The organism is Phenylobacterium sp. Root1290 (assembly GCF_001425305.1).
GTDB lineage: Bacteria > Pseudomonadota > Alphaproteobacteria > Caulobacterales > Caulobacteraceae > Phenylobacterium.
In genome coordinates this window covers 726,330-743,511 of the sequence record NZ_LMEE01000001.1, presented here as the reverse complement: position 1 = coordinate 743,511, position 17,182 = coordinate 726,330, and the positions used below count along the sequence as shown (strand labels likewise).

At 67.4% G+C, this 17,182-nt stretch carries 18 protein-coding genes; 7 read left to right on the top strand and 11 right to left on the bottom strand.

Annotated elements, in window-relative coordinates:
• Positions 1-99: 99 nt before the first annotated feature.
• From ASC79_RS03590 to ASC79_RS03575, 4 genes are all read left to right on the top strand, one after another.
• Positions 100-741, top strand: a complete 642-nt coding sequence (locus ASC79_RS03590) for a dihydrofolate reductase family protein (RefSeq protein WP_056020980.1) — start codon at positions 100-102, stop codon at positions 739-741.
• A 48-nt stretch (positions 742-789) separates the two neighbouring features.
• A complete protein-coding gene (locus tag ASC79_RS03585) occupies positions 790-1,446 on the top strand; it encodes a hypothetical protein (RefSeq protein ID WP_156378319.1) in 657 nt (218 codons plus the stop codon).
• Positions 1,447-1,546: 100 nt separating this feature from the next.
• On the top strand, positions 1,547-2,833 hold the full coding sequence (locus ASC79_RS03580; protein ID WP_056019780.1) for a cytochrome P450: 1,287 nt from the start codon (positions 1,547-1,549) through the stop codon (positions 2,831-2,833).
• Positions 2,834-2,894: 61 nt separating this feature from the next.
• A complete protein-coding gene (locus tag ASC79_RS03575; protein ID WP_082531914.1) occupies positions 2,895-3,467 on the top strand; it encodes a TetR/AcrR family transcriptional regulator in 573 nt (190 codons plus the stop codon).
• A 241-nt stretch (positions 3,468-3,708) separates the two neighbouring features.
• Here ASC79_RS03575 and ASC79_RS03570 read toward each other — a convergent pair whose 3' ends face one another.
• The 3 genes from ASC79_RS03570 to ASC79_RS03560 all read right to left on the bottom strand — a co-directional run bounded on the left by ASC79_RS03570 (position 3,709) and on the right by ASC79_RS03560 (position 7,570).
• The gene (locus ASC79_RS03570) at positions 3,709-4,851 is read right to left on the bottom strand and encodes a PepSY domain-containing protein (protein ID WP_082532026.1); all 1,143 of its coding nucleotides are present in this window, start codon (positions 4,849-4,851) and stop codon (positions 3,709-3,711) included.
• A gap of 63 nt (positions 4,852-4,914) precedes the next feature.
• Entirely contained in the window at positions 4,915-7,065 is a 2,151-nt protein-coding gene (locus ASC79_RS03565) for a TonB-dependent siderophore receptor (protein WP_056019770.1), read from the bottom strand.
• 103 nt (positions 7,066-7,168) lie between these two features.
• Positions 7,169-7,570 carry a hypothetical protein gene (locus tag ASC79_RS03560; protein WP_235528733.1) on the bottom strand — a complete coding sequence of 134 codons (402 nt, stop codon included), beginning with the start codon at positions 7,568-7,570 and terminating at the stop codon, positions 7,169-7,171.
• 251 nt (positions 7,571-7,821) lie between these two features.
• Between ASC79_RS03560 and ASC79_RS03555 the strand changes: the two genes are divergently transcribed.
• Positions 7,822-8,148 carry a hypothetical protein gene (locus ASC79_RS03555; RefSeq protein ID WP_156378318.1) on the top strand — a complete coding sequence of 109 codons (327 nt, stop codon included), beginning with the start codon at positions 7,822-7,824 and terminating at the stop codon, positions 8,146-8,148.
• Between the two features lie 55 nt (positions 8,149-8,203).
• Here ASC79_RS03555 and ASC79_RS03550 read toward each other — a convergent pair whose 3' ends face one another.
• The 4 genes from ASC79_RS03550 to ASC79_RS03535 form a co-directional block, all read right to left on the bottom strand.
• Positions 8,204-9,415, bottom strand: a complete 1,212-nt coding sequence (locus ASC79_RS03550) for a cytochrome P450 (protein ID WP_056019764.1) — start codon at positions 9,413-9,415, stop codon at positions 8,204-8,206.
• Positions 9,416-9,520: 105 nt separating this feature from the next.
• Complete coding sequence (locus tag ASC79_RS03545; RefSeq protein WP_056019761.1) at positions 9,521-10,474, bottom strand: hypothetical protein; 954 nt, start codon at positions 10,472-10,474, stop codon at positions 9,521-9,523.
• Positions 10,474-10,986: a tyrosine phosphatase family protein gene (locus tag ASC79_RS03540; RefSeq protein WP_056019758.1), complete on the bottom strand. Its 513-nt coding sequence runs from the start codon at positions 10,984-10,986 to the stop codon at positions 10,474-10,476. The genes ASC79_RS03545 and ASC79_RS03540 overlap by 1 nt, the downstream gene beginning before the upstream one ends.
• Before the next feature lie 4 nt (positions 10,987-10,990).
• A complete protein-coding gene (locus tag ASC79_RS03535; protein ID WP_369817294.1) occupies positions 10,991-11,641 on the bottom strand; it encodes a YfbR-like 5'-deoxynucleotidase in 651 nt (216 codons plus the stop codon).
• A 118-nt stretch (positions 11,642-11,759) separates the two neighbouring features.
• On the opposite strand from ASC79_RS03535, the gene ASC79_RS03530 reads away from it, so the two are divergent.
• Together ASC79_RS03530 and ASC79_RS03525 are read left to right on the top strand one after the other, a co-directional pair.
• Positions 11,760-12,572 carry a universal stress protein gene (locus ASC79_RS03530; protein WP_056019752.1) on the top strand — a complete coding sequence of 271 codons (813 nt, stop codon included), beginning with the start codon at positions 11,760-11,762 and terminating at the stop codon, positions 12,570-12,572.
• Positions 12,573-12,589: 17 nt separating this feature from the next.
• Complete coding sequence (locus tag ASC79_RS03525; RefSeq protein ID WP_056019749.1) at positions 12,590-12,964, top strand: hypothetical protein; 375 nt, start codon at positions 12,590-12,592, stop codon at positions 12,962-12,964.
• 4 nt (positions 12,965-12,968) lie between these two features.
• Here the strand turns inward: ASC79_RS03525 and ASC79_RS03520 are convergent, their stop codons facing one another.
• The 4 genes from ASC79_RS03520 to ASC79_RS03505 form a co-directional block, all read right to left on the bottom strand.
• On the bottom strand, positions 12,969-13,757 hold the full coding sequence (locus ASC79_RS03520; RefSeq protein WP_056019746.1) for a hypothetical protein: 789 nt from the start codon (positions 13,755-13,757) through the stop codon (positions 12,969-12,971).
• Positions 13,758-13,831: 74 nt separating this feature from the next.
• Positions 13,832-14,704: a MoxR family ATPase gene (locus tag ASC79_RS03515; RefSeq protein ID WP_056019743.1), complete on the bottom strand. Its 873-nt coding sequence runs from the start codon at positions 14,702-14,704 to the stop codon at positions 13,832-13,834.
• A 144-nt stretch (positions 14,705-14,848) separates the two neighbouring features.
• Complete coding sequence (locus ASC79_RS03510) at positions 14,849-15,391, bottom strand: hypothetical protein (RefSeq protein WP_056019739.1); 543 nt, start codon at positions 15,389-15,391, stop codon at positions 14,849-14,851.
• Between the two features lie 42 nt (positions 15,392-15,433).
• On the bottom strand, positions 15,434-17,182 hold the full coding sequence (locus ASC79_RS03505; RefSeq protein WP_162244252.1) for a tetratricopeptide repeat protein: 1,749 nt from the start codon (positions 17,180-17,182) through the stop codon (positions 15,434-15,436).

Genomic DNA, 17,182 nt, shown 5'->3' with positions numbered 1-17,182 from the left:
AGTCGATGCCTCTCCGCCTCAAAGGGACTGCCCACGCTCCTCTCCTTCGTCCTAGGATGCCGGGCCCGGTTCGGCGGGCGGCGAATGGGCGGAGGCGGCATGTCACGGGTGCGGGTAGGGGGCTTTTCGATCTCGCTCGACGGCTTCGGCGCCGGGCCCGAGCAGAGCCTGGAGAACCCCCTCGGCCTGCGCGGGCAGGAGCTGCACGAGTGGCTGTTCGGAACCCGCTTCTTCCACGAGATGATCGGCCAGCCCGGCGGCTCCGACGGCGTCGACCAGGCCTATGCCGACCGCGCCATGCGCGGCTTCGGCGCCTTCATCCTGGGGCGCAACATGTTCGGCCCGGTCCGCGGCCCTTGGGCCGACGAGAGCTGGAAGGGCTGGTGGGGCGACGATCCGCCCTATCACGCCCCGACCTTCGTCCTCACCCACCACCCCCGCGACCCGATCGAAATGGCCGGCGGCACGACCTTCCATTTCGTGACCGAGGGGATCGAGGCGGCGCTGGACCAGGCCAAGGCCGCGGCCGGCGACCTCGACGTCAAGATCGGCGGCGGCGTCGAGACCGTGCGCCAGTACCTGCGCGCCGGCGCCGTCGACGAGATGCACCTGGCCCTCTCGCCGGTCCTCCTCGGCCAGGGCGAGCCGCTGCTGGCGGGCCTCGACCTGCCGGCGCTGGGGTTTGGCGTCGTCGAGCACGTGGCGGGCGAGGGCGCGACGCACGTGGTGTTGGCGCGCTAGCGTAGGGCTCGGAACACGCAGAGGACCCTGCGCATGGACTTCATGAAGATGCTCCGCTCCCTTGAGGAGCTGCTCTACGAGGTGATGACCTGGCTCGTCTTCTATCCACGCACGCTCATTATGACGCTGACGCAGCCGATCCGGACCCTGGAATATAGCCGCGACCAGCTCCACAGGCCCGAAGACCAGCAGTTCGACCAGTCGCTCTCCCCGCCGCTGTTCCTGCTCCTAAGTCTCCTGCTGTCCCATGCCGTCGAGATCGGACTGCACTACGACCCGTTCGCGGCCAGCGGGGGCGAGATGCCCAGGCTTTCGCAGCAGAACCTCATCGCCTTCCGGGCGCTGGTCTTCGCGGTGTTCCCGCTCATGTTCGCGCTGCATCACGTCAAGGCGTCCGGCCTCCAGCTGTCGCGCTCGACCCTGCGCGGGCCGTTCTTCATCGAGTGCTACCCTGCCGCCGTGTTCGCGCTTCTGGTCGGGGCGGGGCTGACGGTCGCCAACGCCTCGCCCCACGCGCGCGTGGCGGGCGGGCTGCTCGCCCTGGCCGCGAGCGTTTGGTACGTCGCCTTGCAGACCGCCTGGATCAGCCATGCCGACAAACGTCGCTGGCGCGCGTTCGGCATCGTCGTCTGGCAATGGCTCAAGGCCCTGGCGATCATCCTGGCTGTGGTCCTGGCCTATGCCGGATGGTCGGGGATCCAGTAGCGCCGATGGGCGTGCGTCTTAATCCCTTGTGGAACCTTGTTCGAAAGGGTCCGATCACCCGTCGCCCCGAGCGTGGGCGTTTAAGGGCGAGGGAACGGTCATGGCTGACGCAACCGCGGACATCCTGAAGGACAAGCGCGCCGCCGCGCACAAGGCCGCCTACGAAACGCCGCTGGAGGACCTGAATCCGGCCCGCGCCTCGCTGTTCCGCGACAACGCCATGTGGCCGATCTTCCAGCGCCTGCGCGACGAATCCCCGGTCCACTTCACGCCCGACAGCAACTACGGGCCCTATTGGTCGATCACCCGCTACAACGACATCATGTCGGTGGATTCCAACCATCAGGTGTTCTCCTCGGCCAAGGGCATCTCGCTCACCCCCAAGGCCGCCCAAGGGTTCCGCGACCCGGCCAACACCGCCACCAACTTCATCGCCATGGACCCGCCGCGCCACGACGTGCAGCGCAAGACGGTCAGCCCGGCGCTGTCGCCCCACGCCCTGACCGTCATGGCCCCACAGATCCGCGAACGGGCCGGCCTGATCCTCGACTCGCTGCCGATCGGCGAGGCCTTCGACTGGGTCGACCTGGTGTCGAAGGAACTGACCACCATGACCTTGGCGACCCTGTTCGACTTCCCGTTCGAGGAGCGCCGCAAGCTGACCCGCTGGTCCGACGCCATGACCACGCCGCCCGGCTATCCCGGCGGCGCGGCCAGCCTGCAGGACCTGCGCGCGACGATGAACGAGTGCTTCGGCTACTTCACCGAGCTGTGGAACCAGCGGGTGAACGCCGAGCCGGCCGGCGACCTGATCTCCATGCTGGCCCACGGCGAGGAGACCCGGAACATGACCATGGCCGAGTTCCACGCCAATGTCGGCCTGCTGATCATCGGCGGCAACGACACCACGCGGAACACCATCAGCGGATCGGTCTACGCCCTCAACCAGAACCCCGACCAGTACGCCAAGCTGCGGGCCGATCAGGGTCTGATCACCTCGATGGTCTCCGAAACCATCCGCTGGCAGACCCCGCTGGCCCACATGTCGCGCACCGCCACCCAGGACTTCGAGATGGGCGGCAAGACCATCCGCGAAGGCGACAAGGTGGTCATGTGGTACGTCTCGGGCAATCGCGACGAACGGGTGATCGAGCACCCCAACAGCTACATCGTCGACCGCGCCCGCCCGCGCCAGCACATGTCGTTCGGCTTCGGCATCCATCGCTGCGTCGGCAACCGCCTGGCCGAGCTGCAGCTGACCATTATCTGGGAAGAGATTCTCAAGCGCTTCCCCGACATCCAACTTCAGGCCGAGCCGAAGCGCAGCTACTCGACCTTCGTGAAGGGCTACGAAGACATGACCGTGGTGCTGCCGACCCGCCACTGAGGCTGGTTGCGGCGACGCTCATCGTCCATGATCGAGGCTGTCTTCCAGGGGACGGCATGAGATGACGCGCTTGGCGATCGCAAGCCCCGGAACGTTGCGCCGTCGGGCCCTGGAGGCTGCGCGCCGCCTGGTCGACAAGGGCGGGGCGGAGGCCTTGCAGCTCAGGCTCATCGCCGCTGAAGTCGGCAGCGGGGTCGCCAGCCTCTACTACCATTTCGCCAACAAGGACGAACTGCTGGCGGCGGTGGCGGTCGAAGGCTGGCGCGAGCTCGCCCAGACGATCGAGCGGTCCATGGCGAGCGGCAAGTTCCCGCGCCGCATCGACGCCGCCTCGGCCGCCTTGCTGACGTTCATCCGCCGCCGGCCGCACCTTTACGCCCTCATGCAGATGGAGCCGAACCTCGCGGTGCGCCAAGCCGAGCAGGGGGCGTTCGAGGTGTTCCAGAGCTCCTTGCTCGGCGACGACAGGGCCCCGCCCGATCGGGTCGAGGACATCGCCCGCGTGTTCTGGGTCCTGGGACGCGGCATCGCGCTCAGCGTCCACATGCAGGAGGACACGGACTCCGCCGAACGCCTGGAGCAGGCGGTCCTGCGCGGCCTGGCCTTCCTCCTCTCCCCGCGGTCGGCGGGCTGACAACGGCCTTGGCGGGGCCAGCCGCGATTCGCCTCGTCGAGGTTGCCTTCGCCATAGGCCAGACCGCCCTGCAGGCGATGCTGAGCGGCTTCGCTCAGGCCCATGCGGCCGAGACCCAACCCGGGAGGGGGAGGGCGCAATGTATGTGGTGTTGGAGCAGTCGGGCGGGGCGGACACGACCCAGTTGTTTCCGTAAAGGGCTCGTAGCGGTCCATGGCGACGTCCGCTTTGCGTCGACCAGCTACCGCCTTCCCGCCCGGTGCATACGCCGGCTCGACGCGCGTTGACGCCAACGCAGGAAGCCTGTCGCCAGCAGCGCGACCGGAAAGAGACCGATGACCACTCCCAGGATCCGTGTCGGCAAGCCGCCGACCGATGCGTCATGCAGCGGGCGGATCCAGTTGCTGACCGTGGTCGAGGCGGTGCCTTGGCGCGCGTCGTGGACGGCCAGGACCTTGCCCGAATACTGATCGACGAAGACGAAGCTGTAGGGGAAGCGCTCGGTCGGATCGCCAGCCACCTGCGCGCGAAGCCTGAACACGCCGTCGCCGGGGCCAGGGATGTCGATCCAGGCCAGCCGCGCTTCGGGCAGCGCCGCTTGGCCGGCCGCAAGCACCTGGGCGATAGGGACCTGTACGCCGCGGGCCGCCGTCGAGACCGGGGAGGGCACAGGGACGACGGGCGCCACCAGCTTGTCGAGCAGCCAGGTCTTCTCCGCCGGCAGGGCCAGCAGCGCCCCAGTGCCGGTAAGGATGAACAACAACAGGGCGCTAGAAAGGCCCAACAGCTTGTGCAGGTCGTAGAGCCGGCGGATCGACGAGGCGCGAGGCTTTAGTGCGAGCGCCTTGCGCCAGCTTCCGCGCGGCCACCACGCCATGATGCCGGTGAGCAGCAGGAATAGCGTCGCCACTCCGATCCAGCCGACCACGTAATTGCCGACATCCCCGGCCAGCAGGTTGCGGTGGATGTCGTAAATGAAGGTCATCAGATAGTCGCCCCACTGGTCCTGCCGCAGCACTTGGCGGCCATCGGGGCTGAGCCAGATCATCATCGGGTCGGGCCCATGGTGGCCGGCCGCGTGTCCGCTAGTCGGCGGGTAGTAGCGGGCCGGAATCGCGCCCTGACGACCGGTCACCTCGAACGACCACTTGCCGTGCGCGTGCGGCCACTGCGCATGCGCGGTGTCCAGCGCCTGGTCCCAGGCCTGGGAGGTCCAGCCGGGCGGCGGCAGGCTAGTCTGCGCGCGCATGGCCGGGTGCAGCGCGGCGTCGATCTCGATGTAGAACACGAGCAGGGCGCCGGTGAGCGCTAGCACCGCAAACGGCAGGCCCAGGATCAGGCCCATCCAGAGGTGCAGCTGCCGCAGAAGGGGTCTGACATGCATCGGCATGGTTCAGTCCTCGATGTGCTGCTCGGCGGCCCGCAGTAGGGCCGCCGAGCAGGCGTGTCAGAACTTACGCGACAGCGACAGCTCGAAGCTGCGCGGCTGGCCGATGAACACCAGATACGACGAGTACCCCGACCAGTCGGCGTACAGCTCGTCGGTCAGGTTGCGACCGCGGAGCGAGACCGATCCGAACGGCGCCTGCCACGTCACCGATGCGTCCAGGGTCGTGAAACCGTCGACCTTCACCGTATTGGCGTTGGAGGTGAAGAAGTCGCCGTTGTGACGGACCGCGCCGGTGAAGGTGAGCGGCAGCGAGTTGGGCGAGTAGGTCGCGACCAGGTCCACCAGCTGCTCAGGCGTATTCGCGGGCCGGTTGCCCGAGCGGTTGGCGCCTCCGGCTTCGATCAGCCTGTCGAATTCGGCGTCGAGCGCGCTTGCCCCCAACTCCAGACGCAGCTCGTCAGTCACCGACCAATCGAGCGAAACCTCGATCCCCCGCGAGGTCTGGCTGCCCCCTTGAACGGTGACCGCCGGATTGGCCGGATCGCGGGTCAGGATATCGTCCTGGCGAATGTCGAACACCGAGGCCGTGAGCTGCAGGCGATCGTCCAGCAGCGAGGTCTTGATCCCGACCTCGTAGGACTCGCCCATGCTGACTTCGAAGGAAGCGTTGGTTGCACTCATGAACAGGATGCCGCTGATCGGTGTCGCCGCTCGCGTGAACTGCCCGTAGAGCTGCGTCTGCGGCCGCAGGCTGTAGACCGCGCCGATCCGCCAGGAGACCGGATCATAGTCCTGGGAATAGGCCTGGATCGCGGAGCTAGTGACGTTCAGCACGCGCCGGTCGAGGCTGAAGCTGTCCCACCGCGCGCCGGCGACCAGCAGCAGCTCCGGCGTGAGGTTGTAGGCGTCCTCGACGAAGACGGCGCGGGACTCCACCTCGGCGGAGACGTTCTGCCGAGTCGTGAAGTTGGCCGGGGTGTCGGCAGGGAACAGCCCGCGCACCGGGGCGTACGGATCGACCGAGGTGGTCGAGCCGAAACGGCGCTTGGTGAAGAAATCTGTGCCGCCGAACTCGACCCCAGCGGTGAACCGGTTGCGGCGGCCGGCCAGCGCGCCGTCATAGGTCGCGTTCAGGCGCTGGTTCCAGATCTGGTGGTCGTGGCTGATCAGCGACGTCAGGCGGTCGATGAGCCCGGTCCGGCTGTTGAAGCTGTAGTCGTCGGAATCGCGCCACAAACGATCGGCCGTGTACCAGCTGGTGTCGCTGACGATCTTCCAGGCCTCGTTCAACTGGTAATCGGCGCGCGCACGCAACCACACCGACTGGGAATCCATGCGGCCGTCTTCGACATCGTAGTTGCGGTCACGCAGCGCTTCGTCGAACACCAGCCCGCCGGACCCCGACACGATTGAGCTGGGCCGCCGCGCCGAGGTGGCCGGGACCAGCGGCGAGCCATAATAGGCCGTGGTGAACTCGTCCTCGTAATAGTCCGCCGACAAGGTGACCGAGAGCGCGTCGCTTGGGCGCAGCAGCACCGCCAGATTTGCGCCGAACGCCTGGGAATCGGTGTCGTCGACCCAACCGTCCGAGCTCGAATAGACGAGGTCGCCGCGAACCGCGGCGTTGTCGCTGAGCGGTGCGTTCAGATCACCGGCGATCCGATAGCTGTTCTGCGATCCGACGCTGGCGAAGGCTTCGCCGAACATCTTGCCGAGGACCGGCCGACGCGGCACGAAGTTGATGGCGCCGGCCAGAGCGCCCTCTCCGGAGGTCACCGAGGCCGGGCCCTTGATCACTTCGATGCGCTCGAACGACCAGGCGTCCCAGTTGCGGACGCCAGCGTCGGAATTGGCCACCCGCACTCCATCATAGAGATAGTTCACGGCCCGGTGGAAGCCACGCATCGAGACCGAACCCACGGAACCTGGCAGGTTTCCAGACGCCACGCCGGGGGCCGCGTTCATCGTCTCGATCGCATTGCGCAGGCCCTGAGCCTGCATGTCCTGCTGGGTGATGATGTCGATCGTGGCGGGCGTTTCGCGCTCGGTCAGTCCGAGGCGCCCGGCGACTTCGGCCTCGATTGCGAATGGACGGCCGGTGACGACGACGCCTTCGACGGCGGACGGGGCGGCGTCGGCTTCGGCGAATGCGGCGGCGGGGACCAGGGCGCCGATCAGGGCGCTGGTGGCGAGCAGGAGAGACTTCATGGCGAATCCTTCGACGCCGTCGGCGCCGTGCTGAACTGAGATGTGTGCGAACCGGCGCTCGCGCAGGCGCGCGGCCGGTGGCGGACGCTCAATGGCGCCGGGATCAGATCAGCGAAGCAGGAGGTCCGCGGGCAGGTAGCGGCGGCCCGGAAACGCCCCGGCCGGGCGCGACGGCCGGCGCAGGACGCGGCGTCGTTTGTTCGAAGGCGATGAACTCGACGCGGCCGATCTCAACCGGGGCGGGGCTCGCCGCGCCAACGCCGTGGCCGGCGAAGACGCAAGGCGGCTCATGCTTGAGCTTGGCGTCTTCGTGTTGGTCATGCGTCGATAGCGGCGCGCCGGGCGCGACGCTGACCGCGCCTTGAGCGGTGCAGAGCACCAGCGGGAACGGCAGGTCGTTCCGCGGCTCGGCGGCGACCATCATCCCCTGCGGTATGAGGACCTTCAGCGCGACCGCCAGCGCGGCCAGCGTCAAGAAGACGTGGCGCGGCAGACGTCCGGACATGGCCCCCGCTCTGATCACGCGGCGCTCTTAGCCGAAGCGAAGCGGCCTGTCATTTCGAGATCGGAGGGTCAGGAGCCGACCCTAAAGGCAGACGGACGGCTGTGTCCGCTTACTGCTCCGCACCCAACTTCCGCTTCTGGCGCATTCGCGACCGCGCCGACTGACTGGGAGCCCGCGATGCTTTTTGCGGAATATGCCCCGCCTGCGGAGATAAACAGGGTATGCGTGGGGCGAAGTTGAAAGAGGTCCCCATGCCCGCGTACACCATTGTCACCACCACAGCGGCTCAAGACAGCGATGCGGCCGAGGTGAACACCTTGACCGACGAGTTCAGCAGCGAGAGCGAAGCCATGGGGTATTCGCGCCGCATGGCCGACGAAATGATGGGGCTTGCTCATCAGCTTTCACTGGACTTCGACTACAGCAACGTCGGCCTATACGCCGGAGACTTGATTGATGAAGACGTCGATCCTGCCCACCCCGCACTAATCGGCGTCTGGGTTCTTAACGACGACAGCGCCTCTTTTGTCCCGGCCGCCGAGTTCCGGGAAGACTCCGACGAGGGTGATCGCACCTGATCGGAGCCGGGCGGCCGCTAAATGTCCGGAACTGGCGCAAACCCGCGAGGCGCCATCACCCCGCCACCACCAACGCCTCCATCCCCCGGAAGAACGGCAGCGCCCGCCACGTCGGCTCGTCGCCGGCCAGGCGCAGGTCGGGGAAGCGGTCGAACAGGCGCACCAGGGCCTGCTTGGCCTCGATCCGGGCCAGGGGGGCGCCGATGCAGATGTGGCTGCCGCCGCCGAAGGCGACGTGGGGCACGTGCTTGCGGGTGATGTCGAAGCGGTCGGGGTCCTCGAACACCTCCGGGTCGCGGTTGGCGGCGTGCAGCGAGGTGATCACCGACTGATGGGCGTGCATCGGGCAGCCGCCGACCTGCCGCTCGCCTGAGATCACCCGGTTGGTGATCGCCACCGGCGATTCAAAGCGCAGGATCTCCTCGACCGTGGCGGCCGCCAGGCTGGGGTCGGCCTTCAGCTTGGCCAGTTCCTGCGGATGGTTCAGCAACAGCCAGACGCCGTTGCCGATCAGGTCGGTGGTGGTCAGGTTGCCGCCGATCAGCAGGGCCGAGAGATTGACCCGCACCTCGTCGTCCGACAGCGGCGCGCCTTCGGCCTGCAGCTTGACCATGTCGCTGATCAGGTCGTCCTGCGGCGCGGCGCGGCGTGCGGCCATAAGCTCGCTGAAATAGTCCATCAGCATGGCCGAGCCCCATTCCATGCGCTCGGTCTCCTGGGGCGTGCGCAGCGGGTTGAGGCCGAGGATCGAGGCCTCCGACCACTCGCGGAACTCCCGGAAGCGCTGCTCCTCGACCCCGAGGATGGCGGCGATCACCAGGATCGGGATCGGAATGGCCAGGTCGGCGATCAGGTCGAACGGCGCGTCGGCCGGCGCCTCGTCGATCACCTTGTCGATGATCGCCTCGATCTGCGGCTTCATGGCGTTGATGCGGGCGTAGAAGGCCTTGGCCAGCGGCAGCCGCACGCGGCTGTGGTCGGGCTCGTCGAGCGAGAGGATGCTGTCGGTGCGCGGGGCGTCGGGATCGCGGTCCATGCGCCGCAGCAGCGCGCCTTCCTCCGAGCGGCTCCAGTGGCGCCACAGGTCGCGGTCGTTGACGGTCTCGCGCACATCGCCATAGCGGGTGAGGAACCAGGTCTTCACCGGCTCGTCGCGGTGCACCGGGCATTGCTCGCGCAGGTCCCTCAGCCGGCCGTGCGGATCGACCCGCGCGACGGGGTCGAAGGCGGAGGTCTCCACAATGCTCCACGGACGCTGATCGGTCATCGGCCTCGCTCCCTATGTCTATTTTGGAGGCATAGTGAGCCCATCGCGGCGCGCTTCAAGGGGGCGCCGCAGGGTAAACTGAACAGTGATTACATTTATTTCGGACTAGTCGCGCAGCAGCGGCAGGGCCAGGCCCGAGACCGGGCGGGCGCTCAGCGCCTCGCGGCGGAAGCGGAAGAGTTCGGCCGGGCGCCCGCCGGTCTCGGAGTCGACGCGGCCCAGGCCCTCGACCAGTTCGGCCCGCTCCAGCGCCCGCCGGAAGTTCTGCTTGTGCAGCGGCACCCCGGCGATCGCCTCCACCGCCCGCTGCAGCGCCGAGAGCGTGAAGGCGTCCGGCATCAGTTCGAACACCACCGGGCGGTACTTCAGCTTGCCGCGCAGGCGGGAGAGGGCGGTGGCCAGGATCCGGCGGTGGTCGGACAGCATCGGCTCGCCCAGCGCCGCGGCCAGGGCCTCGGATGGCGTGCCCGGCGCCTCGGCGCGGTCGCGGGCGGCTTCGGGGGCCAGGCCCGCCTCGTAGAGCAGCTCGTAGCGCTCCAGCACCCGCTCCTCGTTCCAGGGCGCGCCTTCCAGGGCGAACAGCAGTCGGGCGCGAGCCAGTTTCTCCGGCCGGCCGGCGGCCCAGCGGCGCAGCGCCGGCTCCAGCTCGTCCAGGGCGGCGGGGCGGCCCTCGCGCCAGTCCTCGTAGGGGAAGAACCGCGACCAGTCGGCCCAGGCGGTGTCGGGCCCGGTGGTGTCGACCGGCGTCGGGGTCAGCGCCAGGTAGCCCACCGACAGCACCCGCGCCGCGCCGCCCTGGCCCATGTCGGCCAGCGGGGCGTCGCGGCCACGGTCTCCAAACGTGTAGAGCTGCTCGACATAGCCGAGGTCGAACCTCGTCTGGGCGGTCACGAAGGCGCGCAGGGCCAGCTCGAACGTGCGGTGGCCGTCGGGGTCGAAGGGGCCGAAGGGCAGGCCGGCCAGCTGGCCTTCGCGGCGGACGGTCAGCACCACGGCGTCGCCGTCGCGGACGGCGACCACCACCGCCGACAGCCCAATGACCACCGCGGCCTGCTCCATCAATGTGCGGCCGAGAAGTCGAAGGGTACGCCGTAACCGCTGTACTCGTAGTCGCCCATGGCCTCGACGGCGTCGACCATGCGGCCGTGGCGGCGCAGGATGTCGTCGGCCAGGGCGACGATGCGCCGGTTGGGATAGGCGTGCTTGGCCGCGCGGCGCATCCGCATGGCGATCATCTTCTCGTCGACGTGCGGATTGCGGTCGCAGGCGAGGATGAAGGCGCTGGCGCTCGAACGGCTGATGCCGGCCCAGCAGTGCACGACCATCGGGGCGCTGGCGTCCCAGGCGCGGCCGAACGCCAGCAGTTGCTGGACCAGGGCCTCGCTGGGCAGGATCAGGCCCTCGGTGGGCTCGGCGATGTCGTTGACCGACAGGCGCAGGTGGCGGTCGGCGGCCAGGCCGGCGGGGGTATCGATCATGCTGGCGGCGTCCAGCAGCGTGACCATGTGCGAGGGCGCGCGGGCGGCGATGATCGCAGGCACCTCGGACAATCCGCAGACGATCAGGGTCATGGCGCTACTCGGTGTCGAAAGCCGCGTCCGCGGAGGAGGATGCGAATCCCGCCGCCTCGGACAGGACATTGTAGCGCTGAATGTAACGGCTTTGCGCCTGGGCGGGCGACAGCGGCTCGATGACCAGGTCGTAGCCGGGCGGCGGGGCGTCGAAGAACTCCAGCGCCTCGGCCTTGCTGAAACCTGCCAGTTGGGTGGCCTCGAAGAAGGCGCAGGCGCGGTCGGCCTGCTTGATCAGCTTCTTGACCGCCAGCGGCGCCTTGGCCGGGATCCCGAAGCGGACGTGGATCGCCGTTTCCAGGCGCTCCTCGAATTTCCGATAATCCACCCCCAGCGCCGCCTTGAACGGGCTGATCATGTCACCGATCACATACTCCGAGGCGTCGTGCAGCAGAGCGGCCAACCGCCAGCGCGGCTCGAGGTCCGGCTGGATGTGCGCGCAGATCTCCTCGACCACCACCGAATGCTGGGCCACCGAGAAGGCGTGCTCGCCAATGGTCTGCCCGTTCCAGCGCGCGACCCGGGCCAGGCCGTGGGCGATGTCCTCGATCTCGATGTCCATGGGCGAGGGGTCGAGCAGGTCCAGCCTGCGACCCGAAAGCATCCGCTGCCAGGCGCGCGGTTCGTTGCGTGATGTACGCAGCCCTTTCCTCACCGATGCGTTCCTTCCATGGTCAAGGTCGTGAACTGACCCAGGACTTGCCAAAGATCAATGCGCGGCGTGCGATTGAGGCTCCAGATGGACGCGAGGCCGGGTCGAGAAAGGAACTACGATGAGCTGGGCTAGGATCATGGCGCCTCTGTCGGGTGGGGAAGGCGACAAGGCCGTGATAGCCGCTGCGGCCAAACTCGCCGAGCCCTTCGGCGCCGAACTGGCGTGCGTCTACACGCCCGCGGATGTGGCGGACGTAATGCCCTGGATGGGCGAGGGGTTCCTCGGCGGCGTCCAGACCACCGCCCTGGAGTCGCTGAAGGAAGCGGCCATCGCCGGCGAGAAGAACGCCCGCGCCGCGGTCGCCGCGACGCCCTACGCCAAGGGTCAGTTCATCTCGCTGCAGACCCCCGTCTGGGCCGGGCTGTCGGCGGAGAGCCGGCTCTCCGACGTGGTCGTGTTCAACAATGACTCGGCGCGTGGCCGCGGGCCGCTGGCCGAGGCGTTCCAGCAAATGGTCGCCGACGAACAGCGTCCGGTCCTGGTGGCCCGAGAAGGCTTCGCCGTCGGCGGTCCCGTGGCGGTCGCCTGGGACGGCGGCAAGGAGGCTTCGCGCGCCGCGCGGCTGGCCATGCCGTTGCTCGAAAAGGCGCCCCACGTGGTCATCCTGGCCGCCCCGAAGGCGACCTCGCGCAGTTTTGATCCCCATCGTCTGCAGGCCTACTACGCCGCACGGGGCGTGAAGGCGGAGGTCGACGTCCTGCCCGACAGCGGCGACGCCGCGCCCCTGCTGCTCTACGCGGCCAGCAAGGCCGGAGCGGGGATCCTGGTCGCCGGCGCCTTCGGTCACCCGCGGCTGCAGGAGTTCATCTTCGGCGGCACGACGCGGACCTTGCTGTCGGCCGACCAGCCGTCGCTCTTCCTTTCACACTAGAACTTGAGGTTCAGGTCATGACCCTGTCGCGCATCGTGATGCGGCTCGCCCGCAATCCTGGCACTGAGTTCGCTGGCGGCGACGACCATCGCGGCTATGCGCTGACCGCGCCGCTGACGGCTGACGGCATGCTCGACGCCGACGCCTATGCGAAGGCCCGATCCGAGTGCGTCGTGCGCCGCTTCGCGCCGGACGAGGACGCCGCCGATGGCCGCCTGTCGCGCCGCGGCGCCCGCTGGTTCTTCGATTATGACGACTCGGATTCGTTGGACGATGAGCCGGTGCATCGGCTCGGCGAGCATCGCTTCGCGGTGGGCGAGTACGTCACGGTCACCGATGAAGACGGCCGCCCGCTGACCTACAAGGTCGTTGAGGTCCAGCCGGCGGGATAGGGGCTCAGACCCCGCCGTTGCGGCGAACCAGTTCCTGCACGTCGTGATAGATCTTGTCCCCGGACTCCGTATCGAGCTTGGAGCGAACCCTGGCGACCGTCAGCGGCCCGGTCTTCGGCCCGCCAGCCTCGAAGCCGACGTACCGGTAGCCCGCCGGAAGGTCCTTGCCGGTGTAGATGAAGGTCGCCCGCAGGCCGCGCTTCTCGCGCGACAGCGCTTCGCCCCGCATCCGCACGTCGCGGTAGATGTTGACCGTGGTGTCCTCGCCGTCGGCGTCCACCCGCAGCGGCCCGATCCGGACGTTCGCGCTATCGCCTTCCTCGGACACATGGACGCCCGGCAGGTCGATGCGGTTGCTGCCAGGATCGGCCCCTCCGCCTTTCGACGCTTGGCTGATCCCCGCGTCGGCGGCGGCCTCGGCCTGGACGCGCGCGACCTCGGCTGCGATGGCGCCGACATTGGCTTTCATGGCCGCGGTCTCGGCGATCTTCGCGCCGACCTCGGCCTGGGCGGCTTCGGCGTCGGGGGTCATCGGGCCTGGCGTGCTGCGCAGGTCGGCTTCGATCTTGGCCAAGGTCGCCTGGGCCGATCCGACGATGGGGGTCAGTTCCAGGCTGACCTCGGCGCCGTCGGACGATCGGTAGATGCAGGACTTCCTATCCGGAGCCGCGCTGACGCGGGTGAGTTCGCCTTCAGTGCTCGGGCAATCGAGCTTGGAAACTGCGTGCGATACGTCGCGATTGCAGGCCGTCAGCACCAGGGCCGACGCAGCGAGCAGAAGGGTGGTCCTCATACGTAAAACGCTCCGGTCATGTCTTGCGACGGTGACCGGAGCGCTTTGAAACGTCGAGTGAATTCGCCGTAAGCCTATTGCTGGCCGGGCCGGCTCCCAGCGCCCTCGCGACGGGCGAGGAAGGCGAGGCGCTCGAACAGGTGGACGTCCTGTTCGTTCTTCAGCAGCGCGCCGTGCAGGGGCGGGATCAGCTTCGTCGGATCCTTTTCCTTCAGCGCGTTCTCGTCGATGTCCTCGACCATCAGCAGCTTCAGCCAGTCGAGCAGTTCCGAGGTCGACGGCTTCTTCTTCAGGCCCGGAACCTTGCGCATGTCGTAGAAGATGCGCAGCGCCTCGGCGACCAGCTTCTGCTTGATGCCCGGATAGTGGACTTCCACGATCTCGTTCATCGTGTCGGCGTCCGGGAAGCGGATGTAGTGGAAGAAGCAGCGGCGCAGGAATGCGTCCGGCAGTTCCTTCTCGTTGTTCGAGGTGATGATCACGATCGGACGGATCACGGCCTTGATCGTCTCATTAGTCTCGTAGACGTAGAATTCCATGCGATCGAGCTCCTGCAGGAGGTCGTTCGGGAACTCGATGTCGGCCTTGTCGATCTCGTCGATCAGCAGGATCGGGCGCTTGCCGGCGGTGAACGCCTCCCAGAGCTTGCCCTTCTTGATGTAGTTGCGGACGTCCTTGACCCGCTCGTCGCCCAACTGGCTGTCGCGCAGGCGGGTGACAGCGTCGTACTCGTACAGGCCCTGCTGAGCCTTCGTGGTCGACTTGATGTGCCAAGTGATCAACTCGGCGTCGAGCGCCTTGGCGATCTCATAGGCCAGCACGGTCTTGCCTGTGCCGGGTTCACCCTTGATCAGCAGGGGCCGTTCCAGCGCAACAGCGGCGTTGACGGCTACCTTCAGGTCTTCGGTGGCGACGTAATTCTCGGTGCCTTCAAAACGCTGGCTCATTCGCGCTCCTCGCGACGGACGAATATGACGCCCGTATTTTCGAACAAATGTTTCAACCTGGGTCCAAACTAGAGACACAAGCGGGACATTCAAGCTGATTGAGCATCGTTCGGCGGCCTTTGTCGCAAAGGTCGCGGGGCTTACCTAGCGTCGGTCGCGGGTGGCCGAGACCGGGTCCGAAGCCGGGAAGGTGTCCTCAAGGCCAATCTCCAGCGCCTTTTCAGCTCGCCGTTCAGCATCATCGCTGCGCGCATAGCCCATACGGCGCAGGTCGTCGTCGCCTACGGCCTTCGATTGGAAATTGGTGAAATCGTCTTCGCCGCCGGCGACGAGGTCGGCGTCTCCGACTTCTTCGAGGCCATCAATCGAATCGGTTTCGATCTGATCTTCGTCGAAGGCGTCCTCGTCCTCATCATCGAGATCGTCCGCTGAGGCTCGGTAGTCGAGCTCGTCGTCCTCTTCCAGCCCGTCGTCGTCGAACTCGTCCTCGTCGAACTCCGCCGCGTCGAGAGAGGCGCCTTCGTCGTCGTCGCGGTCGCCGTCGGCGCGGGTGGCGTCAAAGAGATCGGGCATCTCCTCGAATGTCCGCATCTCACCGATCTGCTCGCGCTCGTCGAGATTGGCTTCGTCAAACGCCTCGGCGTTGTCCTGGTCGTCGTAGCCGTCGTCTTCACGCAGGCCCGGCATAGCGGCTCTCCTGGCTTCGCGTCCCGCGGACGCTTCTCGCCATCAACCCGTCGCGGCGACTCCCGTTCCCCGCGCAGCTTCCTGCGTCAGATCCTCTGCGACCTTCGCCATGACTGCCGCCCAGTCGCCATGAGTTGCGGGCGCGTAGGTCCTGACCTGACTGTACCAGGGATAGTGATCGGTCCCCAGGCGGGTCCACGCCGTCTCGACCGCGATCAGCCAGGCTGGCGTACCGCTCGCCGCGGCGATGTTGAACGACGCGTTGGAGAAGCCGATGACGAGGTCGAGCGCGCCCGACAGCGCCGCGACGTCGTCCAGGTCGTTTCTGAGGTCGATGCCTGGGGGCTGGTGAATCTCAACGCCGAAGGCATCCCTTGCGTGGGCGATGGCCTCGGACTGATCTCCGTACTGGAGATTGACGAAGCTGACTCCCGGAGTTTGCAGAACGGCGCGCCAGTCCTCAAACGGCGAGAAGTATAGGTGGCGGCTCGAGTCGATGACGAGGCTCGTCCAGAGCACGCCGACCTTTAGGCCGGGTAGGTGCGCCAGCGTGTTCCGCCAGTGTTGGGCGCGACTGGGGTCGGCCTTCATGTAGCCCTTGGGCCGGTCAGGGAACTGCGAGATCGCGCCGCGATACGACTTGAGCATCGCCCCCAAGGGGGCCCAGAGGTCGATGTCGGACCAGTCCTTGATGAACTGCGCGCCGCGGAATGCGCGGCCGGAGCCCTTGAGCGTCGCGTGGCTGCCGAACGTGACGCTCGGGAAGCTGCGCTGGAAGAACGGCAGCAGCCGGTCGGTGACCGCGACCGTGAGGCGGCCTTCCGGCCCGAGGTCCGCCAGGACGTCGTCGAGCACGTTGGCGAACAGGATCTCGTCCCCCAAGCCTTGTTCGCCAAACAGCATGAGATGACGTCCGGCGATGCTCGTGCCCGGCGTCCAACGCGGGCGGTCGACGACGAAGTGGATCGGTTCGGCGTAGGTCGGTTCGAGCCGCGCGTCGTAGTAGGCCCAACCTTGGGTGAGCTCGCTGCGCGCCAGCAGCATGGTCGAGAGCGCGAAGCGCATCATCGAGGAGTCCTCAGGGACATCCGACAGCTCGATCGCCTTGTGGCAATGGCTGAGCGCCTCGTCGTGGCGGTGCTTGGTGAAGAGGATGTTGGCCAGGTTGTAGTGCGCCTTGGCATAGGACGGATCGAGACGCAGCGCCTCGCTGTAGAAGATCTCGGCCTGGTCGATATCGCCCTTGTCGCCGACGATGGTGCCCAGGGTCAGCCAGAGCATCGGAGCTTCCGGCTCGGCCATGAGAGCCAGGCGAAGGACCTCAATCGCCTCGTCGAACCGCATCTGGCGGCGGAGCAGCGCGCCGAGATTGTTCGAAGGTTCGCGCGCGCCGATCTTGTAGCTGAGGCAATGGCGGAACAGCGCCTCGGCCTGGGGCAGCATGTCCATCTTGAAGGCCAGGCGGCCGAGATCGTGAGCGATGTCCGGATCGGCCGGCGACAGGGCGAAGGCGCGCTCATAGGCGTCGAGAGCCTGGCTGCGCTGGTTGAGCTTGTCGCGCCCGATCCCCAGCAGGTGCCAGCCGAAGACGAGGCTCGGGTCGTGGGTCAGCGCCTCTTCGGCAAAGGTGCACGCTTCTGCGAACCGGTTCTCGTGTGCGTGGGTCAGGGCGACCTGCAGGGCCTTCAGGGCCTCGCGCATCGCAGTGGCCGAGGCGATGTCGGCGCTCAGACGGGCCAGCTTTTCGGGCGCAGCCGCGTCGCCGGCGGCGCTTTCATCAAATACCGCCAT